The 24,604-nt window shown below is 70.5% G+C and carries 20 protein-coding genes; 14 read left to right on the top strand and 6 right to left on the bottom strand.

What is annotated here, in order from left to right:
* A partial coding sequence (locus AB0O48_RS27450; RefSeq protein ID WP_365069138.1) for a GDP-mannose 4,6-dehydratase occupies positions 1 to 341 on the bottom strand: 341 nt, incomplete at its 3' end.
* A gap of 248 nt (positions 342 to 589) precedes the next feature.
* Here AB0O48_RS27450 and AB0O48_RS27445 point away from each other — a divergent pair.
* From AB0O48_RS27445 to AB0O48_RS27415, 7 genes are all read left to right on the top strand, one after another.
* The gene (locus AB0O48_RS27445; RefSeq protein WP_357255951.1) at positions 590 to 1,771 is read left to right on the top strand and encodes a hypothetical protein; all 1,182 of its coding nucleotides are present in this window, start codon (positions 590 to 592) and stop codon (positions 1,769 to 1,771) included.
* Position 1,772: 1 nt separating this feature from the next.
* Positions 1,773 to 2,624, top strand: coding sequence for a glycosyltransferase family 2 protein (locus AB0O48_RS27440; protein ID WP_357255953.1), 852 nt, complete (start codon positions 1,773 to 1,775; stop codon positions 2,622 to 2,624).
* Positions 2,621 to 3,700, top strand: coding sequence for a glycosyltransferase family 4 protein (locus tag AB0O48_RS27435; protein WP_357255955.1), 1,080 nt, complete (start codon positions 2,621 to 2,623; stop codon positions 3,698 to 3,700). Before AB0O48_RS27440 ends, AB0O48_RS27435 begins: the two co-directional genes overlap by 4 nt.
* Positions 3,697 to 5,184: an O-antigen polymerase gene (locus AB0O48_RS27430; RefSeq protein WP_365069134.1), complete on the top strand. Its 1,488-nt coding sequence runs from the start codon at positions 3,697 to 3,699 to the stop codon at positions 5,182 to 5,184. The genes AB0O48_RS27435 and AB0O48_RS27430 overlap by 4 nt, the downstream gene beginning before the upstream one ends.
* Positions 5,169 to 6,083: a glycosyltransferase gene (locus AB0O48_RS27425; protein WP_357255959.1), complete on the top strand. Its 915-nt coding sequence runs from the start codon at positions 5,169 to 5,171 to the stop codon at positions 6,081 to 6,083. The genes AB0O48_RS27430 and AB0O48_RS27425 overlap by 16 nt, the downstream gene beginning before the upstream one ends.
* Positions 6,080 to 6,946, top strand: coding sequence for a glycosyltransferase (locus tag AB0O48_RS27420; RefSeq protein WP_357255961.1), 867 nt, complete (start codon positions 6,080 to 6,082; stop codon positions 6,944 to 6,946). Before AB0O48_RS27425 ends, AB0O48_RS27420 begins: the two co-directional genes overlap by 4 nt.
* 221 nt (positions 6,947 to 7,167) lie before the next feature.
* Positions 7,168 to 8,673, top strand: coding sequence for a hypothetical protein (locus AB0O48_RS27415; protein ID WP_357572476.1), 1,506 nt, complete (start codon positions 7,168 to 7,170; stop codon positions 8,671 to 8,673).
* Positions 8,674 to 8,822: 149 nt separating this feature from the next.
* On the opposite strand, the gene AB0O48_RS27410 is transcribed toward AB0O48_RS27415, so the two are convergent.
* The 3 genes from AB0O48_RS27410 to AB0O48_RS27400 form a co-directional block, all read right to left on the bottom strand.
* Positions 8,823 to 10,817 carry a hypothetical protein gene (locus tag AB0O48_RS27410; RefSeq protein WP_357255965.1) on the bottom strand — a complete coding sequence of 665 codons (1,995 nt, stop codon included), beginning with the start codon at positions 10,815 to 10,817 and terminating at the stop codon, positions 8,823 to 8,825.
* Positions 10,818 to 10,969: 152 nt separating this feature from the next.
* Positions 10,970 to 12,151 carry a hypothetical protein gene (locus AB0O48_RS27405; protein WP_357255967.1) on the bottom strand — a complete coding sequence of 394 codons (1,182 nt, stop codon included), beginning with the start codon at positions 12,149 to 12,151 and terminating at the stop codon, positions 10,970 to 10,972.
* A gap of 189 nt (positions 12,152 to 12,340) precedes the next feature.
* The gene (locus AB0O48_RS27400) at positions 12,341 to 13,816 is read right to left on the bottom strand and encodes a hypothetical protein (protein ID WP_365069130.1); all 1,476 of its coding nucleotides are present in this window, start codon (positions 13,814 to 13,816) and stop codon (positions 12,341 to 12,343) included.
* Positions 13,817 to 13,929: 113 nt separating this feature from the next.
* Here AB0O48_RS27400 and AB0O48_RS27395 point away from each other — a divergent pair, with 113 nt between their 5' ends.
* From AB0O48_RS27395 to AB0O48_RS27365, 7 genes are all read left to right on the top strand, one after another.
* The gene (locus AB0O48_RS27395) at positions 13,930 to 14,778 is read left to right on the top strand and encodes a MurR/RpiR family transcriptional regulator (RefSeq protein WP_357255971.1); all 849 of its coding nucleotides are present in this window, start codon (positions 13,930 to 13,932) and stop codon (positions 14,776 to 14,778) included.
* A 16-nt stretch (positions 14,779 to 14,794) separates the two neighbouring features.
* Positions 14,795 to 16,450: a urocanate hydratase gene (gene hutU, locus AB0O48_RS27390; protein ID WP_357572474.1), complete on the top strand. Its 1,656-nt coding sequence runs from the start codon at positions 14,795 to 14,797 to the stop codon at positions 16,448 to 16,450.
* A gap of 55 nt (positions 16,451 to 16,505) precedes the next feature.
* Positions 16,506 to 17,708: an allantoate amidohydrolase gene (locus AB0O48_RS27385; protein ID WP_365069127.1), complete on the top strand. Its 1,203-nt coding sequence runs from the start codon at positions 16,506 to 16,508 to the stop codon at positions 17,706 to 17,708.
* On the top strand, positions 17,699 to 19,066 hold the full coding sequence (locus AB0O48_RS27380; protein WP_365069125.1) for a formimidoylglutamate deiminase: 1,368 nt from the start codon (positions 17,699 to 17,701) through the stop codon (positions 19,064 to 19,066). Before AB0O48_RS27385 ends, AB0O48_RS27380 begins: the two co-directional genes overlap by 10 nt.
* Complete coding sequence (hutI, locus tag AB0O48_RS27375) at positions 19,063 to 20,259, top strand: imidazolonepropionase (RefSeq protein ID WP_365069123.1); 1,197 nt, start codon at positions 19,063 to 19,065, stop codon at positions 20,257 to 20,259. The genes AB0O48_RS27380 and hutI overlap by 4 nt, the downstream gene beginning before the upstream one ends.
* Positions 20,256 to 21,794, top strand: a complete 1,539-nt coding sequence (hutH, locus tag AB0O48_RS27370) for a histidine ammonia-lyase (protein WP_357255981.1) — start codon at positions 20,256 to 20,258, stop codon at positions 21,792 to 21,794. Before hutI ends, hutH begins: the two co-directional genes overlap by 4 nt.
* Before the next feature lie 102 nt (positions 21,795 to 21,896).
* Positions 21,897 to 23,120 (top strand): hypothetical protein, encoded by a 1,224-nt coding sequence (locus tag AB0O48_RS27365; RefSeq protein ID WP_357255983.1) that lies wholly within the window; start codon positions 21,897 to 21,899, stop codon positions 23,118 to 23,120.
* A 45-nt stretch (positions 23,121 to 23,165) separates the two neighbouring features.
* Here the strand turns inward: AB0O48_RS27365 and rdgB are convergent, their stop codons facing one another.
* Together rdgB and rph are read right to left on the bottom strand one after the other, a co-directional pair.
* The gene (gene rdgB / locus AB0O48_RS27360; RefSeq protein ID WP_357255984.1) at positions 23,166 to 23,783 is read right to left on the bottom strand and encodes an RdgB/HAM1 family non-canonical purine NTP pyrophosphatase; all 618 of its coding nucleotides are present in this window, start codon (positions 23,781 to 23,783) and stop codon (positions 23,166 to 23,168) included.
* A gap of 52 nt (positions 23,784 to 23,835) precedes the next feature.
* Positions 23,836 to 24,561 (bottom strand): ribonuclease PH, encoded by a 726-nt coding sequence (rph, locus tag AB0O48_RS27355; protein WP_357255986.1) that lies wholly within the window; start codon positions 24,559 to 24,561, stop codon positions 23,836 to 23,838.
* Positions 24,562 to 24,604: the final 43 nt, after the last annotated feature.

The raw sequence follows: 24,604 nt of genomic DNA, 5'->3' as shown, positions 1-24,604 counted from the left end.
TGGGTGCCCAGGACGTTGGTGGTGACGAACGGGGCGGCGCCGGCGATGGAGCGGTCGACGTGTGATTCGGCGGCGAAGTGCACGATCACGTCGTGGTCGGCGACGACCTCGTCGACGATGGCGGGGTCGCAGATGTCGCCCTGGACGAACCGTAGCCGCGGGTCGTCGCGGACGGGGTCGAGGTTGGCCAGGTTGCCCGAGTAGGTCAGTTTGTCGAGCACGGTCACGACCGCCGGCTCGAGTGGCGGCACGCCGTCGGCACTGCCGAGGGGCTTGCCCAGCAGCAGGCGAACGTACTCCGACCCGATGAATCCGGCTCCGCCGGTGACGAGGATCCTCACGGGTCCGAGAGTCTACGCCGGCCGACTGGCGGCGACGGCAGGTGTTTCGGCATTATCGGTTCGGGCCGCCCGGGCGATTGCAGGTGTAGCGGGGTTCGGGTAGAAAGTGCCAGCGAAGTACGACTCGTCGTGCCCGCACGTATTACATCTATGGGGGGCGAGTGAACGGCGTGTCGCTGGTCAAGACTGCTCGGCAATCGCCGAGTCCCGGCACGAAACCATCGCCCGGCCGCCGCGTACTGGGTCTGTTGCGGCAGCTCGTCGCACCCGAGCGTCTCTACATCGGCGCTCTCGGCCTGACCGGGCTGGCAGCGGTCCTGTCGGTGGCCCTGCCGCCGGCGGAGCGCGGTGAGCTGTCCGCGAACATGGTGAGCGCGACGCTCGGTGCGGCCGTCGGTGGTCTGTCCCTGGACACCTTCCTGCTGTCCCGTCCGGGCGGCTGGGTCTTTTCCCGGGGACGCCCCTGGGTCCTCGCCATGTTGGGGGCCTCGGTCCTCCTCTCCGTCGTCGCCGCCGCGGTGCTCACCACGGTGGCCGGACTCGGCAGCTACCTGGTCGGCATGGGGTCCGCGGCAGGTCTGACGATCTTCAACACGGTCTCGTCGATCGCGCTGCGCCAGAAGAGCTTCCTGGTCGTCTACGCTATGCGCGCGGCGAGCGGAGCCGTCCTGGTCGGTGGCTACGTGGCGCTGTACTTCGCCGGCTACCTGGACGGCGGCCTGTGGAGCATGGTGTGGCTGGTCGTCCAGTGGGTCAGCGCGCTGTCCGTGTGCGCCCTGGTGCTGGGGATGCTCCGGCGGATCGGGCCCGCACCACGGCCGGAGGCGACCGCGGTGGACTACCGCGCCGACATGGCAGCCGTCGGCAACCTGCACCTGGGGATCTTCGCCCAGATGATGACGCTGCGGTTCAACCAGATCCTGGTGGCCAGGTTCGTCGGCGCCGGCCCGCTCGGCGTGTACGCGCTGGCGGTTGCCGCGCTGGAGTTCGCCCAGGCGGGTGCCGTCGTACGGGCGCAGCGGATCCTGGCCAGCCGGGACGGCGACGGCGGCCCCGACCCCACCCGGGCCGTGGTCACCGCGGCTCTGCCGGTCGCCCTGGCCGCCATCCTCGGGCTCGGTGTGCTGGGCTACCTCCAGCCCGAGTACCGGTACGCCTGGATCCTCGGCCTTGTCCTGCTGCCCGGTTCACTGGCCACCGCGGCCGGCAAGAGCTGGAGCGCCCTGCTGCTGAAGAGGCGGGGCGAGCGGGCGACGACGGTGGTCGCACTGATCACCCTCGGGTTCGCGATTCCCGCATACTTTGCGATCATCCCGTGGGCTGGTGTGGTCGGGGCGGCGATCGCCTCGACGCTCGCCTACGCCGTACACGCCTTCGCCTCCAGAGCAAGCCTGCGACGAGCGCAGTCGCCGAATCATGGGACGGTTTGACATGGATGTCTCGATTGTTGTCCTCGCCTGGGAGGACTTTGAGCGCACGCGCGCCTGCGTCCTGTCGCTGCCGGCGGAGGCGGAGATCGTAGTCGTCGACAACGGCAGCTCGATGCACATTCAGGAGTCGTTGAGCGCGTTCTGCGCCGAGCAGGGTGTCCGGTACGTCCAGTCCGGCTCCAACCTGGGGTACGCGCGGGGGATGAACCTCGGCGTGCGCCACACCAGCCGGGCGAACGTGATCCTCTCCAACAACGACATCATCGTGCACGAGGACGCCGTCAGCCGCCTGCTGACCGCCCTGGAGGACCCGCAGGTGGGCGCGGCCTTCCCGGGCGTGGTCACCCCGTCGGGTGTGTCGCAGACCGAGGGTGGGCGGTTCCTGGGCCTGGGCGTGGGCTTCGCCCACGCCACCGGGCTGAGCATGGTGCTGCCGAACCTGCGGATCGTCGCGCCACCGGAGAAGGCGGACTGGCTGACCGGCCCCTTCGTCGCCATGCGCCGCGACACCTTCGACGCCATCGGCGGCGTCGACGAGACCTCGTTCTTCTACTCCGAGGACATGCGGCTCTGCTGGGCCGTCCGTCAGCAGGGTCTGCGGCTGGCGTATGTGCCGGAGGCCGTGATCATGCACGAGGACGACGCGACCGCGAAGCGGCGCTGGTCCGAGGAGGAGATCTCCGAGCGTCGGACCAGGGAGTTCATCCGGGCGAGCCGGAGCATGGGTGGCACGCGCGGCCGCATCGCCACGACGGCGTACGTGGGCGGGGTGCTGCTGCGCGCCGCGGTGGGTGGAAACCCGGTTCGCCGCGCCATCGCGAAGGGCGCCGTCGAGGGGCTGCGTACCTCGTGAAGGTGTTGTTCGTCTGCACCACGGGTGGTTCCGGGCGGCGGCAGCTCGGTGGCGCCGAGCGCATCCTGACCGAGATCATTCCGGCGCACGCCCGAACGGGCCTGGACGTCATCGCCGCCACGTCGGACGACGAGGTGGGTCACGCGCTGCGCGAGGCCGGGGTGCCGTGGGTCGGGCTCAGCGCGACCAGCCGGATCGACCTCGCGTACGCGCGGGAGATCCGCCGCCTGGTCGACGAGGTGCAGCCGGACGTGGTCTGCGCCCACCTGCTGTCCGCCGCCATGCACTCCCGGGCGGCGCTGAGCATGGGACGCCGGCGGATCCCGCTCGTCGTCACCCTGCACAACAGCCTCTGGCAGTACCGGGACACCGCCGGATCGTTCCAGCAGAAGGCGCTCATCCAGTCCAACATCACGCTGGACCTGGCCATGCGTCGGGCCCGTCCACACGCGACGGTGGCGGTGTCCGAGTTCGAGGCCTCCGAGCTACGCGACCGCGGTGGCGTCAAGAACATCCACCTGATCCCGAACCCGCTGCCGGTCACCTGGCCGAGCCCGAAGCCCGCGCACCTGCCGGAGCCGGGTCGACGGCCGGTGGTCGGCTATCTCGGCCGGCTGGAGAAGGAGAAGGGCGCCGATCTCCTGCCCGAGATCGCCTCCCTCCTTCCGGAGGTGGACTTCAAGGTCGCCGGGGCGGGTTCCATGGCGATCGACCCCAGGCCCAACCTCGACCTCGTCGGTCGGGTCACGGCCGCAGACTTTCTTCAGGAGATCGACTGCCTGGTGGTGCCGTCCCGGGTCGAGTCGTTCGGGCTCAGCGCCCTGGAGGCGCTGTCCCTCGGCGTACCTGTGGTGCACACCGGGGCCGGCGGTCTGGCCGAGGTCACCCGCCACGCCACGGGCACCCTGGCGTTCCAGGCGGACCTCGCGCCCGCCGCGCTCGCCGCCGCCATCCGGGACGCCGTCGGCCACCGCGCCATCGACGAGGGTCAGCGGGTGGCCGAGTGGTACGCCCAGGAGTACGCCTTCGATCGGTGTGTCGAGCGGTGGCAGAGCCTGTACAGGTCTCTTCTGTGACCACAACAACCAGGGCCAGCAGCCCCACCCTCTACCGGACCCTGGTGCCCTGGGTGGTGGCGGTCGTCATCGTCCTGGCGGTCCTCCTCTGGGACACCGAGTTCGGCGTCGCCGCCGCCTTCCTCGCCATGGCGGCCCTGATCTTCCGTGCTCACACGTGGCTCGCCATCTGCACGGCCGCCTGGGGCTTTGTCTTCCTCGCCGTCCTCACCATTCCGGGGCCGTACGACTCTCCGGCCGGACGCGCCGCGGTGCCGATCTTGGGGATCTACGCGGCCTGGTTCCTCGCCGCCTGGTATTTCGGTCGTCGACTGGCAGCCAACAAGCCTCGCCCGGAACAGTCGACGGCGACCGAGGACACCGTCGTCATGCCGGCCGTGCGGACGGAGTCCGCGGTCACCGTCGTCATGCCGGCCGTGACGACGCGTCCGCCGATGGACCGAGCGGGCGTCGAGTCGGCTCGAGCCGAACTGCGCTGGCCCGCCGAAAGTCGGCTCCGGCCCTTCGTACTCTTCCTCCTTCTGCTCGCTCTCATCGGTGCGGCGATGAAGTTCCGCGGTGAGGTACCGCCGCTGTTTGCCGACAACCCGGACGCCGCACGCGAGGCGGTACGACTGCGCTCCAACCTCCTCACCGGGCTGTTCTCGGAGTTCTGGGGGATCGGATTGGCGATCTCGCTGCTTCGCGCGCTCACCGGGAAGGCGGAGGGACGGTGGAGCTACGTCGCCTTCGTCGTCATCTTCGCGTTCGGCGCGGCGCTGGGCGCGAGTAAGAACTCCGTTCTGCTGGGGATCGTGCCGCCGCTGGTCGCCGCACTCTCGGTACGCCGATCGGCGACCATCAGCCGGAAGAACCGGCTGCGGGTGTCGCTCGTGGTGCTGGTGATCGGAGCTCTCGCAATGGGTGCGGCAGTCTTCCTCGGCGGCCAACGGACGCTGGCCGGCACCGGGCAGTTCGAGGACCAGTTCCGAGCGCAATACGGCGCCAGCCCGTTGTACGCCAGTGTCGGGTCGCTGGACCTGTCGCTGAGCAGTTCCGTCGAGACCTTCGGTCGGTTGTGGCAGGTGCGCGAGCAGCACCCGCCGACCTGGGGTCGATACACCCTGACCTTCACGGGTTCGTTGGGCGATCGCCTGCTCGGTTCGGCCGACATCTACAAGATCACCGCGGGCCTGAGCAAACCGTTCTACATGAACACCGCGACGTTCGTGGCCATACCTCTGCTCGACTATGGGCCGGTCGGCGCGGTGCTCTTTCTCTCGCTGTTGGGCTTCTGCGTCGGGGTCATCGATCGGCGGCTGACGTACACGTCAAGCCCTGCCCACCAACTGACCCGGGCGTTCGTGATCTATTTCGCGACTTTTGGTGTCTACGAGTTCTATCCCGTGGTGCAACCCTTCTGGCTGGCGCTCGCCCCTGGCCTCGTTGCCCTTTACCTGCTCAGCAAACCGATGAGGTGGATCCCGGAGTGGATGAAGCGCTGACAATCGTCACCGTTCTCTACCGTTCGAGCGACATGTTGACCCAGACGCTGCCTACCTGGGTGCGCAGCGCCGAGGGACTTCCGGTGCGGTTCATCTTCGCCGACAACTGGCCCGAGGACGGCTGCGAGAAGGTCGTTGCCGGTTGGCTCGACGAAGAGCGGTACGAGTACCTCCCCGACTCCTCGAATCCGGGGTTCGCGGCGGGCTGCAACCGCGCGGTCGCGGCCGCGAGGACGAACCACGTGCTGCTGCTCAACCCCGACGTGTGGCTGCCCGACGACGCGCTTGCGCGCATGTGCGCCGCCATCGCCGAGGACCCCGGCACACCGATCGCGGTTGGTCTGGCCATGCACGGTGGGGAGTACATCGGCATCGACGTCAATCCGGTCTCGCTCTTCATCGACAGGACCGCCACCGCGGCGCGGGGACCACTGGGTCCGTCGGGGGGCGCCGCCGTCTTCCCGACCGAACTGTTCCACCAGTTCGGGGGGTTCTACGAGCACCTGTTCGCCTGGGGCGAGGACGCTGACCTGGCTTACCGTCTCTACGCATCGGGATACCGGACCCGCGCGCTCGATCTCGTGCTCCCCCACGCGGGTGGGCACAGCGTCGAGGGCGACAACAAGCTCCAAGGCTTTCGTGCCTTCCTGCTGGCCCGAAACCGACTTCTGGTCGCGGCCCGGGTCTTCACCTGGCCGCTGATGCTCCTCGCCATGCCGGTACTGGCCCTTGCGCACCTCGCGCTCGCCGCCCGACGTGTCCGTCAAGGCCTGCTGTGGCCGTTCCTCCGTGGCGTCGGACGTGGCCTGGCGGAGAGCCCGGCCGCCCGACGGCAGTGGAACGGCAAGCGGTTCGGCTTCGCGTCCCTCTACAGCTACCTGACAGTTCGGAGAGCATGATGGCAGGACACCAGTGGAGTGTCGTGACGGTCACCTACAACTCGGCGGAGACGCTCCGCAGGTGCTGGCGGGGAGCCAAGCCCTACGAGTGGATCGTCGTCGACAATGCCTCCTCCGACGACTCGGTCGCGGTGGCGGAGGAGTTGGGTGCCCGGGTCATTCGCCTGCCGGAGAACGTCGGCTTCTCCAAGGCCAACAACGTCGGCGTGCGCCAGGCGGCGAGCGAATACGTGGTATTCGCCAACCCCGATCTTGAGATCGACCCGGACGGTCTCGACGTGCTCAAGCGGCACCTCGACGTCCACGGCGGTCTGGTAGCTCCTCAGCTGCTCGCGACGGACGGCACTCCCCAGCCCAACGGGCGCGGTTTCCCCTACGCCACCGCCAAACTGGGCAACCGGAAGATCTGGCCGCTGTCCCGGATGCACGCGACCTACCGGGTGGTGGCGAACCCCGGTGAAGCGGTCTACGTCGCCTGGGCCATGGGTGCCGCAATCGCCGCCCGCACCGCCGACTTCATCGCCATGGGCGGATGGAACGAACAGTTCTTCCTCTACTACGAGGACCACGAGCTCGGTCTGCGGGCGTGGCGCCACGACATGCCCGTGGTGCTGCTCGGCGACGTGCGGTGGACCCACCACTGGGCCCGTGCGACGAACTCGTTCCAGTGGTCGCGCGCGCACACTCTGGAACTGCAGAGCGCCAAGACCTTCTTCAGTCTGTTCCCTGAGTTCGTCATCGGGTTGCCGTCGGCCTCCCGGCGCAACCCGCAGGCGGCACGCCTGATCGGCGCCCCGGTGCCCATGCAACGACGCACGGGTGAGTCGCTGCCCACGCCGGGCCGCCAAGCAGGGGGCAGCTGACGGCGCCCTGCTCCACCTCGGCGCCACGACGGGCTCGGTCGACACCGCAATTCGCTCTCATCGACGATGTCGTCGGAATGAAGCATGGTCGTTTCGCACTCTGGATGGGAATTGGCGTGGTTGGACAACTCGTACTCGAGAACGTGAGCCCGTCGGACGCCCCAGCGGCACCGACAACCAGGCGCCGCCCCACCTCCGCGGACTGGGTCGCCATTGCCGTATTGCTGGCCCTCGTCCCGGTGGTCCACGACGTCAAGACGATGCTCACGGCGGGGTACTGGCTCGACGAGGCGTGGGTGGCGCTCTCGGTCCGGCTCCCGCTCGGCGACCTGCCGGTGACGACCGCGTCCACCCCGATCGGGTGGACCCTCCTGCTGCGGCTGGTGCCGGACGCCGACTACCTCCGTGTGGTGCCGCTTGCCTTCCTCTGCCTGGGTGTCGTCGCCGCGTACGGGCTCGGGCGGTTGCTGCGGTGGCCGACTCGGTGGCTCGGAGTTGTCGCAGGCTTCGTCTGTGCCATGGCGGTCCTGCTCCTGCCGGCGCAGCAGATCCGTCACGACCTCAAGCAGTACACCGCTGATGCCGCCGTCACGGTGGTCCTGCTCGCTCTGGGCGCTTGGACCGAGCAGACCTGGTCGCGGAGACGGCTTGGCGTGGTCGCGGCCGTGGCCGCCACAGGCATATTCGTCAGCCACGTCACTGCCATCGCCACCCCCGCCGTGTTCGGCGGGTTGTTGCTGGTCACCGCGCTGCAACGCCAGTGGGCGCGACTCCGGGACGTCGTCGTGGCGGGGCTCGGCGCAATGACTGTCATCGTCGCCGTCTACTTCGGTATCTCTGCGCGGGGCAACAATGACTCGATGCGGGAATTCTGGGTCGGTAGTTTCCCGACCCTGACCGAGTTGCCCGGCTACCTCAGCGGGCACATCGGCGACCTGGTCCCGATGCTCGGCGCGTCCGCTCTGGTCGTCGGCGGGCTGTTCATCGCAGGTGCCGTCACCCTCGCCCGGCAGGGCCGCCCCGCGTCGGCGATCGCGGTGCTTCTGCTGCCGGTGGCGGTGACAACGCTGGGGGTCGGCAAGTTCTATCCGCTACTGGAGCTGCGTACCTCGCACTTCCTGCTCGTCACGACGGCTGCGGTCGCCGGCCTCGGTGTCGCCGGACTGGCCCACGGGGTGGCCGCGCTCATTGCCCGCAGGGTTCCTCGCGTGCCGTCGACGGTCCTGACCGCGGCGATCTGCGCCGTCCTGCTCACGATCTTCGGCATCAACAACGGCCGCTGGTACCGGTTCGACGGCAACGACCCGGGGTTCTACTTCACCGCCATCGGCGCGACGGACATCCGTTCGGCGACCGAATACGTGAACACCCATCGGTCGGCCAACGATGCCATCGTCATGAACGGTCTGGCGTGGTACGGCTTTGCGTACTACTCGCGGTCCGACAAGGTCAAGCTTGTCGCACCAGCCGACAACACCGTCGGCTGGCAGGTCGAAATGCCCACCCGGTCCGACCTCATCGTGATTCCCCACCACGACATCGCACTCATCCATGCCAAGATCGATGAGGCGCTGGCATTGGCAGCGCAGCGCGGCGGCGGGCGCGTATGGCTGATCCGCACCCACGTGATGTGGGAGACGGAGGACTGGCAGAAGGTGTTCACCGACTACCGGGTCGAGCAGGCTACCGGTGGTGTGGAACCGGTCCTGCTGATCAGCAAGAAGTGACCACCCCGGCACCGAAGAGTCACCGCACGCCCGGGCTTGGCTAAAGGCTTCCGGTCAAGCCGAGGTGGAGACCAGCGGCGGTTCGGCAAGGCGGAGATTCGTCCAGAGATCGATGGTGCATCCGGGCGAATCTCCGCCTCCGGGCGGGCCTAACGGATCTTGTAGATGAGGAATGTGGCAGCCGGATAGCGGACTGTCTCGCGAAGTTCCAGACACGGCTCGTCGAGCGCCGTCGCTGTCACCAGGTACCGGACCTGATGCTGCTGGAGGAAGCTGCCGCACGGTTCGGTGGCGACCTCGAAATGGTCGGGCGTCGGCAGGTCGAAGGTCGTCGGTGAGTCGCGGGCGGGGTCCCGGTCGAACACGAACCAGACGTGGGCGTAACGGTTGTAGACCGCGTCCTGCTCGCCCTGCTCGTCTGCGGTCCGCCAGAGATCCAGCTGGGGGTAGGCGTAGACGCCGGACAACGAGCGGGCGCCGCTCATGGAGGCGAAGCTCTGAATGCTTCCCACATCGGTCACCCAGGCGGCGCCGGGGTCTTCGGCATTGATGGTGCGGATCGACTCCGCCAGCGGCGTGCGGGTCAGTGCTGCGGTGCCGCGGTAGAGCGGGTGGATGAACACCGTCATGGCAACGGAGAAGGCCAGCAGGACGGATACGGCCCAGGTGAAACGCTGACGAAGCAGCAGATACACGACCAGCGGAACCGGGATGATCGACAAGAGGAAGCCGCGCGACTGCATGAAGCCGGGAAATGCCCGCTGCACGTGCAGGCTGAGCAGCACCTGAACGAGCAGGACGACGAGGGCGTATCCGACGACGACCTTGAAACCCGGCTTGGCCGATCGCTCGTCCTGCAGCCGCCGGACGACCAGCACCACCCCGATGACACTGAGCAGACCGATGCCGACGAGCAACCGCGTGTGCGGCACCAGGCTGAGGAACAGGATCTTGCCGACAAGGTCGAGATGGGGGACGGACAGCCAGACCAATGCCCCTAGAAGCGTGAGATTGGCGAGCAGCAGTGGCCAGTCGATGGCCCGCTGGGCGCGGTACAACAGGTACAGCAGGATCATGCTGGGCACTACCAGGTACGGGAATACGAGCAGGAAGTTGGAGTTCTCGCTCTGATTGTCCATGACCTGGTAGAGCTCGGCCTTCTCGGCGAACTGCAACCCGAAGCTGGTGTGCCCGGAGAACAGGTGCAGCAGATCGAACCCGCCGCTCTCCACGACGCGCTCACCCGGATAGACCGTGCTCTGCATGGTCTCGATGACGGTCAGCCGGGAGGCGATGAACGCACCGATCACGGCACCCGCAACCGCAAGCGATGCGGCGACGATGCTCAGCTGCCGCAGCAGCAGTCGGCGCTGTAGTACACGGCCCTGCTCGATCAGGTAGCCGATGGCGAACGGCGTCACCGCCAGGACGCAGGCGATCTGGAACGGTGGGTAGAGCACGAGCGCGAAGCAGGTGAGCAGGTAGGCCAGGAGCGCCCCCCAGGCAACTGTGACGAGCAGCCGTTTCGAACGCACCAGAAGAATCAGCACCGTAGCCGCGAACAGGGCGTAGTACATCGACGACAACGTCACGTACTGGTACCACCACTGCACGAACGGACTGAAGAACAGCGCCAGGGAGAGCCCGGCGGCAAACCACCGTTGCCTGGGCATCAGAGCCAGCACGAAGAAATAACAACTCAGGATGAGCAGGTAGCCCATCAGCCACCATTTGAAGGCGAAGGCAAAGTCGAACGGCAGCACCAGAAAAGCCAGGTTGTGCGGCTTGAAGGCGACCGACCACTCCTTGTACGGGACGTCCCTGACCAGGGAGACATCCTCGCCTTCCTCCCCCACGTTCGGGTTGATCAGGGGGTAACCGGCCGCGTCCTGGGCGACGGTCATTTGAGTGTTGACGTTCCACTCGTCTGACCGGATCCCCTGCGGGCTGTTGAACAGGAGGTCCGGGTCCTGCTGCGCGCCATACAGCGTCTTGTGGACCATTCCCATTGAGGACCCGTTGATTTGCAGAGCCGTCAGCCCCAGCAACGCGACAGTCAACAGAGCCGGGAAGAGCCAGATGCTACGGACGAATCTCCCGCCGGCGCGGGTGGCCCGGCCACGGAGACCAGTGATGTCGTTCATCAGTACCATTCTGTTCAAGGAGTGAGGGCATTGCGCGGTCAGCCGCAGGAAGACGTGCTGCCTCCTCGGCGCAAGACCCCGTAGTCAGCGCGGCGGCGCGCCTGGGCCGTTCGCAACGCCCAGGCCGGCCAGGTAGTAGTTGTGCCAGAGCCTCAGCTGTGGCGACGCCACATGTCGCGCAGAGCGTCCCAGTTGCCCGCGATGCCGGCCATGCAGGGAGTTTCGAGAACCATGACGGCGTTGGAGTCGTCCCGGTCCCACCAGACACCGCAGTATGCCTGGCCCTCGAACAGGAAGCCGTACTCGACGTAGCTACCGGGCACACCTGTCACGCCGCCCGTCGTGCGGGTCGGCTCCCTGACTCCAGGGGCGAACGCGTTGGCAGTGCGGCCGAGTTCTTCACGCTGCGCGCGCCCCGCGATCTTCAGGGCTCCTTCCCGGAACAGCGAGAAGTGCACCTGCAGTGCGCCGTCGGGGCAGAAGACGTGGGCCTCCTCGTTCTCTGCCAGTGCGGGGCCGCCGCGACCGTAGACCACGCAGCCGCTGACGTCGGCCAACCAGAGTTCGCCCATCTGCGCCAGCTCGCCGGTGAACTTCGACTTGTTGATGGAGAGCTGGGTCGCCTGATAGGGCGAGAGGGAGGCGGTTACGGGCGGCGGCTCGTCCGAGTCGCCGCGTCCACCGAGGGCGTACCCCGCGACACCGGCGACGAGGGTGAGCGCCAACCCGCCGACGACGACCCAGATCCAGTTCACGCCTCTCCGGACGACCTGGACCGGTGCGATCCGCCGGCCGGGCGCTGCGAACTGTTGGTCGAAAGGGGCCGGCGCGGCGGACGAGGGCGCCGCCGAGATCGGTTGGGACGACTGTGCGGACCACGGCGCTTGCGAATACAGGGCAACCTGCTGCGTCGGCTCCGCCGGCGCGCCGGTGACGTCGTCACCCGCCAGGTCTCCACTCGGGCCCGCCGACACGGGGATGCCGCTGACCGGAGCGGCTGGACCACTCACCGGCGCAGCGGGGTCTTCGGACCGGTAGTCGAGCTGCAGGAGCCGGAAGAGCTGCCCCGGAACATCAGGCTGCTCGCCCTCGTACGCCACCCATGGGTTCGTCGCGGACAGGTCGGCCTCGGCGTAGTGCTGGTTGCCAGGCGCCTGCATCAACATCCTGACGGCGTGAGCGAAGGCGTCTCGCCAGCGCGGGTCCGCCGCCGCCGGCCCTTCCAGCAGGATGACCGTCCTGGGTCGCCCCCGCTCGTCGACGGCGGCCCATGCCTTTCCCACCAGCGACCCGCCGAGTGCACGGGTGAACCTGTAGGGACTGTCCGGCTGCATGCGCGCTCCTCCGTCGTACCGCCGTGCGGATAGTACAGATCACCACCGACCGGGGGCTGCCCCGTAAACGTGTGCTTGAGGCCACTGTCCGGACGGCAGCGGCGCACTTGCGGCTGTTCTACCGGAAAGAAGCGGCCGGCGCATCCCGCCGGTGGGTGCTGTCGCCCGCCGGAGGCCTGCTGACCTGCGCTACCTCGCCTTGGTCAGGTACTCGCAGGTGAGAGGCACGAACCAGGCTGGATTGATGTCGACGCGGACCTCCGTCGCACCGGCGGCACACTGCTGCTCGGCAACCGCGAGACTCTGCTGCCACGTGGGGCCGTCGAGTCGCACCAGGCCAGTCGTGGACTGCCACTGGTAACCGATGCCGACGAGAATTATCGCTGCGACGCCGACGCGCACGACGGTCAGCAGGTGCCGCAACTGAGGTCGGGGAGCCCGTGCCAGGCTCACGAGCACGGCGGTGAACAGGAACAGACAGGGTGCCGCGCTGTAGCGCTGCATGGGAATGACGACGTTCGGCGCGTCGAGGCGAAGCAGGAAGGACCAGTTCATGTAGAGCTCCGCGGAGATGAACGCTGCGGAGAGGAGCAGGCTCGTGATCACCAGGATCCGCCGGCCCGAGGTCCCGTTGCGCAGGCCATACCCGACGATGGCCAGAACGATGACCGCGGCGAGCGCCGCCGGCCAGGCGTAGAAGTCCGAATAGAACGCGAGCGCATGGGGGTAGAGCTCCGCAGTCCACTCCGGCCCGAAGAACAGCACCAGGGGCCCGCGGGCCGCGGCCGCGGACACTCCCTGCAGCAGGTCGAACGGTTCACCGCCCCGCTCCGAGGTCGACCCCAGCAGCGGCACGATCTGCATCGCCGAGCCGATGATGAAGGCGAACGCCGGAACCCGGTCACGTCGTCGGGGCAGCGCGAGTCGTGCGGCGGCCAACGGAACGAGCAGCATTCCCAACGGGCTCGTCAACGCGGCGAGCAGGAGCGCAACGGCACTGAGCCCGTTCTGCCAGCGGGTGGTCGGCCGCCAGAGGAGTGCCCAGAAGGCGCCGAAGATGACGAACCAGTGCAGGTTGGCAAGGTTGTTCAGGGCCTCGCTGTTTCCCGCCGGGAGCAGGACGACCGCAGCGGCCAACACCGCTCGCAGCCTGCGGGACGGCAGATGACCGGAGGCCGCGGTGAAGACCAGCAACGCGACCGCGGCACGCACCACCGCCGCGGCGATCGCCACCACCGCGGCCCACCAGCCGATCGGCAGGTGGGTGGCCAACTCGGTGGAGAGTCGTGGCAGCACGTGCAGATAGCCGCCGTACGGCTCGACGAGCACCAGCGGGAAGCTCTTGGCCACCGCCCCGTCGAAGAAGATCCGACCGTCCTCCGCCCACATGTGCGTCAGGTGGGTTCGGCCCTGCGGGATCACCAACTGGTAGGTCACCGCGAGCAGGAAGGCCGCGACGTAGCCGAGGACGGTCCTGCGGTCGGTCGCCGGCGGTGTGAGCGTGCGGGGGAAGAGGTTGTCCGCCAACCACCGTTGCCAGGCCAGCCCACTCAGCCAGCCTCTCGGCGTGGGCCGGTGGGTGGAGTCGACCGCCGAAGGCGATTCCGGGGGTGGTGTGTCGTCGTGGATGGTCGCGATGTGCTGGCCCTGTTCCACGCTTGTCACGACACTACCTCCGCTGATCCCCCGCGCCGGATCGGCAGTATTGCATAGGCCGGACCTACCGATTCGACAGCGCAGACCTTGCCGTTGAAATTTTTCATGCATAAAGTCGCGCCATGAATGACGGCGGTGCGGGGTCGACCGACCACCTGCTCGACCTCTTCCACGGCGTACGACTCACGCCCACCCAGCGCCGCATCGCGCACTGCCTGGTGCAGCACGCCGGAGCGGCGGCCTACCTGTCCGCGGCGGAAGTCGCCGAGATGGCCGGGGTCAGCCAGCCGTCGGTGACCCGGTTTGCGATGGCGCTCGGATACGACGGCTACCCCGCCCTCCGCCGTCGGCTGCGGAAGGCGGGCCCCACCGAGGGCACCGAACCGGACGACGCCGGCAACGAGCTTCAGCAGGCGGTACGCGCGGAGATGGAGAACCTGGACCGGCTGGCCGTTCAGCTCGCCGACCGGGACCGGATCGCCGAGACCGGGCGGTTGCTCGCCCGGAGCCGCCCACTGCCGGTGCTCGGCCTGCGCGCCGCCGCGCCGCTGGCCGCGTACTTCGCCTACTTCGCGGCGAAGGTGCACCCGGACGTTCGGGTGCTCGACGACGGCGGCAGCCTGCTCACCGACCGCCTGGAGCAGGCGGCCGCGGCCGGGGCGTCGGCGCTGCTCGCCTTCGTCCTGCCCCGCTACCCCAGGGAGACCCTGGACGCGCTCCGCGACGCCCGCGACGCCGGGCTCACCGTGGTGGCGATCACCGACTCACCGGTCAGCCCCGCCACCGAGCACTCCGACGTGGTGCTGCCCGCGGCGGTCGGCGCGCAGCTCGTCTTTGACCTGCACACCGCCCCGATGACCCTGGCCATGGTGTTGTTACAGGCGATCTGCGACGCCGCACCGGCCGACACCCAACGCCGACTGGAGGCGTTCGAGGCCTCCGCGGCCCGCCGTCAGTTGTTCCGCGGATGACCGGAGGAGACCCGAGATGACCCAGCCCGTCCGTGCCGCACGGGGCAACCAGCTCACCGCCCGCGGGTGGCAGCAGGAGGCCGCCCTGCGGATGTTGATGAACAACCTCGACCCGGAGGTCGCCGAGCGCCCCGACGACCTGGTCGTCTACGGCGGCACCGGCAAGGCGGCCCGGGACTGGCCGTCGTACCACGCGTTGGTCCGCACGCTTACCGACCTGCGCGAGGACGAGACGATGCTCGTGCAATCCGGCCGACCGGTGGGCGTGCTGCGTACCCACGAGTGGGCGCCCCGGGTGCTGTTGGCCAACTCCAACCTGGTCGGCGACTGGGCGACCTGGCCGGAGTTTCGCCGGTTGGAGCAGCTCGGCCTGACCATGTACGGGCAGATGACCGCCGGTTCGTGGATCTACATCGGCACCCAGGGCATCCTCCAGGGCACCTACGAGACGTTCGCGGCGGTGGCCGCGAAGAGGTTCGGGGGCGACCTCGCCGGCACGCTGACGCTGACCGCCGGCTGCGGTGGGATGGGCGGCGCGCAGCCACTCGCGGTCACCATGAACGGCGGCGTCTGCCTGATCGTCGACGTGGACCGCACCCGGCTCGACCGGCGGGTGCACGACCGCTACCTGGACGAGGTCGCCGACTCGCTGGACGACGCGGTACGACGGGTGCTCGCCGCGAAGCGGGACCGGCGCGCGCTCTCCGTGGGCGTGGTCGGCAACGCCGCCGAGGTCTTCCCCGAGTTGCTCAGGCGCGGTGTCGGGGTCGACGTCGTGACCGACCAGACCAGCGCCCACGACCCGCTGTCGTACCTGCCGGTGGGGGTGGAGCTGGCCGACGCCCGGGACTACGCGCAGGCGAAGCCGGCCGAGTTCACCGACCGGGCCCGCGCGTCGATGGCGACGCACGTCGAGGCCATGGTCGGCTTCCTGGACGCCGGCGCCGAGGTCTTCGACTACGGCAACTCGATCCGCGGCGAGGCACAGCTCGCCGGATACCAGCGCGCCTTCGACTTCCCCGGTTTCGTGCCCGCGTACATCCGGCCGCTGTTCTCCGAGGGCAGGGGGCCGTTCCGGTGGGCGGCGCTCTCCGGCGATCCGGCCGACATCGCGGCCACCGACCGGGCGATCCTGGAGTTGTTCCCGGAGAACGAGCCGCTGGCCAGGTGGATCAGGCTGGCCGGCGAGCGGGTCGCCTTCCAGGGCCTGCCGGCCCGGATCTGCTGGCTCGGCTACGGCGAGCGGGACCGGGCGGGCGTGCGGTTCAACGAGATGGTCGCCTCGGGCGAACTCTCCGCCCCGGTCGTCATCGGGCGGGACCACCTGGACGCCGGCAGTGTGGCCAGCCCGTACCGGGAGACCGAGGCGATGGCCGACGGCTCCGACGCCATCGCCGACTGGCCGCTGCTCAACGCCCTGGTCAACACGGCCAGCGGGGCCTCCTGGGTGTCCCTCCACCACGGCGGCGGGGTGGGCATCGGCCGGTCGATCCACGCCGGGCAGGTGTGCGTCGCCGACGGCACCGCCCTCGCCGGGCAGAAGATCGAGCGGGTGCTCACCAACGACCCGGCGATGGGCGTGATCCGGCACGTCGACGCCGGCTACGACATCGCCCGCGACGTCGCGGACCGCACCGGCCTCCGCACGCCCATGGCCGAGGGACCCGCGTGAGCGCGAGGAGTGCAGCGCAGCGGAGCCCCGCAGTCGCGAACAACGGGAGTAGAGCGTGAGCGCGGACCTGTCCGGCCGGTTCCGGGCGCTGTGGGACGAGATCGCGCCGGTCGGGCGGGACGCCGACAGCGGCGGCTATCTGCGGTACGCGTTGACCGAGCCGGAGCGGGAGCTGCGCGCCTGGTTCCGAGCCCAGGCCGAGCAGCGCGGAATGCCCGTCACCGAGGACGGCAACGGCAACCTCTTCGCCCACTGGGGTGACCCGCAGGCGTCCGACGCGGTGCTCACCGGCAGCCACTTCGATTCGGTGCCGCACGGCGGGGCGTACGACGGGCCGCTCGGCATCGTCAGCGCGTTCCTCGCCGTGGACGAGCTTCGCGCCGCCGGCGTCACCCCGGATCGGCCGCTGGTGCTGGCCGCGTTCGTGGAGGAGGAGGGTGCGCGCTTCGGCGTACCGTGCCTGGGGTCTCGGCTGCTCACCGGTGCGCTGTCCGCCGACCGCGCGGCCGGCCTGCGCGACGCGGCCGGGGTGAGCTTCGCCGAGGCGCTGGGTGACCGGCCGGCGGGCGCCCGCCCGGAGTTGCTGGGCCGGTTCGGCGCCTACGTGGAGTTGCACGTCGAGCAGGGCCGCGCGCTCGTCGACACGGACGCGCCCGTCGCGGTGGCGAGCGCGATCTGGCCGCACGGCCGGTGGCGCTTCGACGTCGTCGGCGAGGGCAACCACGCGGGTACGACCCGGATGGCCGACCGGCGCGACCCGATGCTCACCTACGCGTTCACGGTGCTGGCGGCCAACAAGGAGGCCCGGCTGCGCGACGCGCACGCCACCGTGGGCCGGGTCGCCGTCGAGCCGAACGCCACGAACGCGATCCCGTCGAAGGTGACCGGGTGGCTGGATGCCCGCGCCGCCGACCCGCAGACGCTGTCCGGGCTGGTCGAGGCGGTGTGGGGCAAGCTCACCGAGCGCGCCCGCCGCGACGGTACGGTGGTGACGGTCACCGAGGAGTCGGCGACGCCGCTCGTCGCGTTCGACGGCGGTCTGGCCGGACGGCTGGCCACGCTGCTGGACGCGCCGGTGCTGCCCACCGGTGCGGGCCACGACGCCGGGGTGCTCGCCGCGCACCTGCCCACCGCGATGTTGTTCGTCCGCAACCCGACCGGGGTGTCGCACTCCCCCGCCGAGGCGGCGACCGACGACGACTGCGCCGCCGGGGTCCGCGCGCTGGCCCGGGTGCTGGAGGAGCTGACATGCCGATGACACCGAGCCGCTGGCTCGCCGAGTACGCCTGGCTGCCCGAGCACGCCGAACCCACACCCGACGTGCTGATCGAGGTCGAGGACGGCCGGATCACGGCGGTGACGCCGCTGACCCCCGGCAGCAGGCCGACGGCCGGGGTCGACGTGTACGCCGACGCGGTGCCGCTGCCCGGTCTGACCCTGCCCGGCCTGGCCAACGTGCACTCGCACGCCTTCCACCGGGCGCTACGCGGACGTACCCACGGCGGCCGGGGCGACTTCTGGACCTGGCGGGACCGGATGTACGCCGTCGCGGACCGGCTGGACCCGGACACCTACCTGGCCCTGGCGCGTGCCGTCTACGCCGAGATGGCGCTCGCCGGGATCACCGGCGTGGGCGAGTTCCACTACCTGCACCACCGGCCCGACGGCGGCGCCTACGACGACCCGAACGCGATGGGTGCCGCGCTGGTGGAGGCCGCCGCGCACGCCGGGATCCGGCTCACCCTGCTGGACGCCTGCTACCTGACCTCCAGCGTGGACGGTCAGGCCCTCGCCGGGCCGCAGCGCCGCTTCGGTGACGGCGACGCGACCCGCTGGGCGGAGCGGGCGGCGGCGTTCCAGCCGGCGGACTCGCACGTGCGGGTCGGCGCGGCCGTGCACTCGGTGCGGGCGGTTCCGGCGGACCAGCTCCGCACGGTCGCCGACTGGGCCCGGGATCGGCGGGCGCCGCTGCACGTGCACCTCTCCGAGCAGCCCGCCGAGAACGACGAGTGCCGGGCGGTGCACGGGCGTACGCCCACCGCGTTGCTCGCCGCGCACGGTGTTCTCGGGCCGGACACCACCGCCGTGCACGCCACCCACCCGACCAGCGCCGACCTGACCCTGCTCGGCGACAGCCGGACCGGGGTGTGCCTCTGCCCGACCACCGAACGGGACCTCGCCGACGGGATCGGCCCGGCCCGGCGGATGGCCGACGCGGGAATCCGGTTGAGCCTGGGCAGCGACAGCCACGCCGTCATCGACCTGTTCGAGGAGGCCCGCGCGGTGGAGCTGGACGAGCGGCTGCGCACCCGCCGCCGGGGCCACTTCACGCCTGTCGACCTGCTGACGGCGGCCAGCGTCACCGGGCACGCCGCCCTGGGCTGGGCCGACGCCGGCCGGATCGCCGTCGGCGCCCGCGCCGACCTGGTGACGGTACGGCTGGACAGCCCCCGCACCGCCGGCGTGCCACCGGTCGGGGCGTTCTTCGCGGCCACCGCGGGAGACGTCGAGCAGGTGCTGGTGGACGGCCGGGTGGTGGTGGCCGAGGGCCAGCACCTGAGCGTGGACGTGCCGGCCGAGTTGGCCGCCGCCATCGAGGCGGTGACCCCCACATGAGCAGTCTGCTTGTCGACACCATCGGGGAGCTGGTCACCAACGGCCCCGGTACGCGCCCACTCGGCATCCTCCGCGACGCGGCCGTGCTGATCGAGGAGGGCCGGGTGGCCTGGGTGGGGTCGTCCGCGACCGCGCCGGCCGCCGACCGGCGACTCGACGTCGGTGGGGCCGCCGTCCTGCCCGGCTTCGTGGACAGCCACGCCCACCTGGTCTTCGCCGGGGACCGGGCGGACGAGTTCGCCGCCCGGATGGCCGGTCAGCCCTACACCGGCGGCGGCATCCGCACCACGGTCCGCGCGACCCGGGCCGCGACCGATGACGAGTTGCGAGCCACCGTGCGCCGGCTGCGGGGGGAGGCGCTGCGCCAGGGCACCACGACCATGGAGATCAAGAGTGGGTACGGGCTGACCGTCGCCGACGAGGCCCGCTCACTGCGGATCGCCGCCGAGTTCACCGAGGACACCACCTATCTCGGCGCGCACGTGGTCCCCGCCGAGTACGCCGACCGCCCGGACGACTACGTGGGGCTGGTCTGCGGGCCGATGCTGACCGCCGCCGCGCCGCACGCCAAGTGGATCGACGTGTTCTGCGAGCGGGGTGCCTTCGACGTGGACCACGCCCGGGCCATCCTGGCCTGCGGGCAGGCCGTCGGGCTCGGTGTGCGGGTGCACGCCAACCAGCTCGGCCCCGGAGCGGGCGTGCAGCTCGGCGTGGAGCTGGGCGCGGCCAGCGTGGACCACTGCACCTACCTGTCCGACGCCGACGTCGACGCACTCGCGTCCTCCCTGGTCGACTGCATGTGCCACGAGGGCCCGCACAGCACCACCGTCGCGACCCTGCTTCCCGGCGCGGAGTTCTCCACCCGCTCGCCCTACCCGGACGCCCGCCGGCTGCTCGACGCCGGTGTGACAGTGGCGCTGGCGACGGACTGCAACCCCGGCTCGTCGTACACCTCGTCGATGGCGTTCTGCGTGGCCCTCGCGGTCCGCGAGATGCGGATGACCCCGGCGGAGGCGGTCTGGGCCGCCACCGCCGGTGGTGCCCGGGCGCTGCGCCGCGACGACATCGGTGTCCTCACCCCCGGCGCGCGGGCCGACCTCGTGGTCCTGGACGCGCCGTCGTACCTGCACCTGGCCTACCGGCCCGGTGTCCCCCTGATCCGCCAGGTAATTCGCAACGGAGTTCCGCTATGACGAACGTGACCATCCAGCCCACCGGGATCACCGCCGACGACGTGCTCGCGGTGGCCCGCGGCACCGCCACGGTCGTCCTCGCCCCGGCCACCGTCGAGGCCATGGCGACCAGTCGGGCCATCGTGGACGGCATCGAGTCGTCCGGCCGGCCCGTCTACGGGGTCTCCACCGGGTTCGGGGCGCTGGCCAACACCTTCATCGCTCCGGAGCGGCGGGCCGAACTGCAACACGCGCTGATCCGCTCGCACGCCGCCGGGGTGGGCGCCCCCATGCCGCGCGAGGTGGTCCGGGCCATGATGCTGCTGCGGGTCCGGTCCCTCGCGCTGGGCCGCTCCGGGGTCCGGCCGCTGGTCGCCGAGGCACTGGTCGACCTGCTCAACCACGACATCACCCCCTGGGTGCCGGAGCACGGCTCGCTGGGCGCCTCCGGCGACCTGGCGCCGCTGGCGCACTGCGCGCTGGTGCTGCTCGGTGAGGGCTGGGTCCTCGGCCCGGCCGGCGAGCGGCAGGACGCGGCCGACGCGCTGAGCGCCGCCGGGCTCACGCCGATCGAGCTGGCCGCCAAGGAGGGGCTGGCGCTGATCAACGGCACCGACGGCATGCTCGGCATGCTGTTGCTGGCCATCCACGACGCGGCGCACCTGTTCGCCATGGCCGACGTGACGGCCGCGCTGGCCATCGAGGCGATGCTCGGCTCGGAGCGGCCGTTCCTGCCGGAGCTGCACGCGATCCGGCCGCACCCCGGTCAGGCGGCGTCGGCGGCGAACATCCACCGGCTGTTGCAGGACTCCCGGGTGATGGACTCGCACCGCGACGACCTGGCCCATGCCGTGCAGGACGCGTACTCGATGCGTTGCGCCCCGCAGGTCGCCGGCGCGGCCCGCGACACCCTGGACTTCGTCCGTACGGTCGCGGGCCGGGAGTTGGTGTCCGTGGTGGACAACCCGGTGGTGCTGCCGGACGGGCGGGTCGAGTCGACAGGCAACTTCCACGGCGCGCCGCTCGGCTTCGCCGCGGACTTCCTCGCCATCGCCGCCGCCGAGGTGGGCGCGATCGCCGAGCGGCGGGTGGACCGGCTGCTCGACGTCACCCGCTCCCGGGAACTGCCGGCGTTCCTCTCCCCCGACGCCGGGGTCAACTCCGGGCTGATGATCGCCCAGTACACGGCGGCGGGGATCGTCGCCGAGAACCGTCGGCTGGCCGCCCCCGCCTCGGTGGACTCGCTGCCCACCAGCGGGATGCAGGAGGACCACGTGTCGATGGGCTGGGCGGCGGCCAAGAAGCTGCGCACCGTGCTGGACAACCTGACCAGCCTGCTCGCGGTGGAGCTGCTGGCCGGCGTACGCGGTCTGCAACTGCGCGCCCCGCTGGAGCCGTCCCCGGCCGGCCGGGCGGCCGTCGCCGCGCTCGGCCCGGCGGCCGGCGAGCCCGGCCCGGACGTGTTCCTCGCCCCGGTGATGGAGGCGGCCCGAGCGGTCGTCGGCGGGCCGGAGTTGCGCGCCGCCATCGAACGGGAGGTCGGCCCGCTGGGCTGACCTCCGTCGGTCGCTGTCGTCCGCCGCGGGTCAGGCGGCGGGCGGCAGGGTCCGGTCCCACCCTCGCCCGGCCTGTCGGCCGGTACTGCTAGGTTCGCCGCCGTGGACATCGAGGAGCCTGAGCTCACCGAGCAGATCCGGGACGTCGTCCGTCGTCAGGTGGCGCTGGCCGAGTTGCCGGCCGCCGCGATCGTCGCCGGGACGATGGAATATCTTGCCGACGAGGCAGACCCTGCGGAGATCCAGGCCCGAGCCTGGCCGATGGTCACCGAAGAGTTGAGCGCTCACCTCGCCGCCCAGGCCCAGTGGCCAGAGATCACCGACAACGATCGGCTCACCGCGGCCTTCCGGACGCTCTCGGCCGCCGGGGTGGTGGCTCGGGAAAACTTCAGCTGCTGCCAGACCTGCGGCACCGCCGAGATCGGCGGCGAGATTCCGAGGGGGCGCACCGCCCGGGGGTACGCCTTCTACCACCAGCAGGACGCCGAGAACGGCGTCGACGACTCGGGGGTGCACGTCGCGTACGGCCTGTTCGGGCAGCCGACGACGGCCGACCTCGGTGCGGAGGTGGTGGCGGCGCTGCGCGCCGAGGGGTTGAGCGTGCACTGGGACGGCAGCACCGGCACCCGGATCCGGGTCGCGTTGACCTGGCAGCGGCGCCGGGTCGGTCGGTTGGCCGCGCTGCCCGCCACTGTCGACGACGACGTCGACATCGACGTGGAGCTGCTGGACCAGTGGACGGGGGTGTACGCCCCGACCGACGGGCCCTCGTCGGCCGCCCGGCTCGCCGGTCTGCACCTGCCGTGGTTGCCGTCCGGCGTGCGGGTCCGGCTGGCCCGCGAGGGCGCCGCCGTCATCGTCCGGCGGGAGGGGGACGCCCTGGTGGGGACATCCCCGGACCAGGCTGGGCGGGAGCTGACCGTCGGCCGGTTCGACGGCCTGGAGCTGATCGGCCGGTTTACCGATGGGTCGGTGCGGGCGGTCGCCACGCCGGCCCCGCCAGATTTCCTCGAGGCGACCTACCAGTACCGCGACGACGTCCAGAAGGAGGTGCCCCTGGACGCGGCCGAGGCCCGCCTCCTGCTCCGTGCGATGCGACCGCTGAGCAGGGACTTCCTGACCGCCTCCGGCCGTTCCGGCGGCTGCGTGCAGGCCACCTGGGAGCGCGACGGGCTGTGGTTGGAGGAGCTGGACACCGCGCGGGCCACCTCGACCGGCCGGATCGCCACCGTGGCCGAAGCCGAACGACTGCTCACCGTGCTCGCGACGGAGGACCGCGTCGGGATCGACGAGCTGGGCGGCGACCTCGTGACGAAGAGCTGGTGACAGCCGTCGGAGGTCACCGACCGCGCCGGCGCGTCCCGGTGCTGCTCAGGCGGCGGGCGGCAGCACCTTGGCGATCAGCTTCGCCAGCTCGCGCAGTGCCTTGCCGCGGTGGCTGATCGCGTCCTTCTCCGCCGGGGTCAGCTCGGCGTTGGTCCGGTCCTGTCCGTCGCCCAGGAAGATCGGGTCGTAGCCGAATCCGCCGTCACCGCGCGGAGCCCGCAGCACCCGACCGGACTGCCGACCGTCGACGAGGTGCTCCTTGCCGCCGGGCAGCACCAACGCCACCGTGCAGACGAACGAGGCGGCCCGCTGCTCGTCGGGCACGTCGGCGATCTGGTCCAGCACCAGCTGAAGGTTGGCGCGGTCGTCGCCGTGGCGGCCGGACCAGCGGGCGCTGAAGACCCCCGGCATCCCGTTGAGCGCGTCCACCGCGAGCCCGGAATCGTCGGCGATGGTCGGCAGCCCGCTCTGCCGGAACCCCTCCCGCGCCTTGATCAGCGCGTTCTCGCCGAAGGTCAGGCCGGTCTCCGGCAGCTCCTCGTACTGCTCGACGTCGTCCAGCCCGAGCAGGGCGATCCGCTGCGCGCCGAGCGCACCGTCCAGGATGCGCTGGAGTTCCACAAGCTTCTTACGGTTACGGGTGGCGAGCAGGACCTTGTTCACGCTGAAACACCTCTGTTCGCGACTGCGGGGCTCGCAAGCTCACTCCTCGCGCTCACGCGAGTGCCTTCCGCTGGGCTTCGGCCAGATCCGCGCAACCCGCGACGGCCAGGTCGAGCAGGGCGTCGAGCTGGTCACGGGCGAACACGCCCGCCTCGCCGGTGCCCTGCACCTCGACGAAGTCACCCGTGCCGGTGCACACCACGTTCATGTCCACCTCGGCGGCGACGTCCTCCTCGTAGCAGAGGTCCAGTCGTGCCTCGCCGGCGATGATCCCCACGCTGACCGCGGCCACCGAGCGGTGCATCACCTTCTCCGGCTTACCGGCCAACGCCTTGCGGGCGGCGAGCCAGGTCACCGCGTCGTGCAACGCGACGTACGCGCCGGTGATCGCGGCCGTCCGGGTGCCACCGTCGGCCTGGAGCACGTCGCAGTCGAGCACGATCGAGTTCTCGCCGAGCGCCTTCAGGTCGATGCTGGCCCGCAGGCTCCGGCCGACCAGCCGGGAAATCTCGTGGGTACGACCGCCGACCCGGCCCTTGACGCTCTCCCGGTCGGAGCGGGTGTTGGTGGCCCGGGGCAGCATCGCGTACTCGGCGGTCACCCAGCCGAGCCCGGAGCCCTTGCGCCAGCGGGGCACCCCCTCGGTGACGCTCGCCGTGCAGAGCACCCGGGTGCCGCCGAACTCGACGAGCACCGAGCCCTCCGGATGGGTGCTCCAGCCTCGGGTCAGGGTCACCGGTCGGAGTTGATTGGGCCCTCGCCCGTCAGGTCGCGCCATCCCTGCACCCTATGCGGTGCGCTGATCCACCTCAGCCGGGGTG

Origin of the sequence: Micromonospora sp. NPDC085948 (genome assembly GCF_040686315.1) — a bacterium.
Lineage (GTDB): Bacteria > Actinomycetota > Actinomycetes > Mycobacteriales > Micromonosporaceae > Micromonospora.
This window is presented reverse-complemented; position numbering and strand designations above follow the sequence as displayed.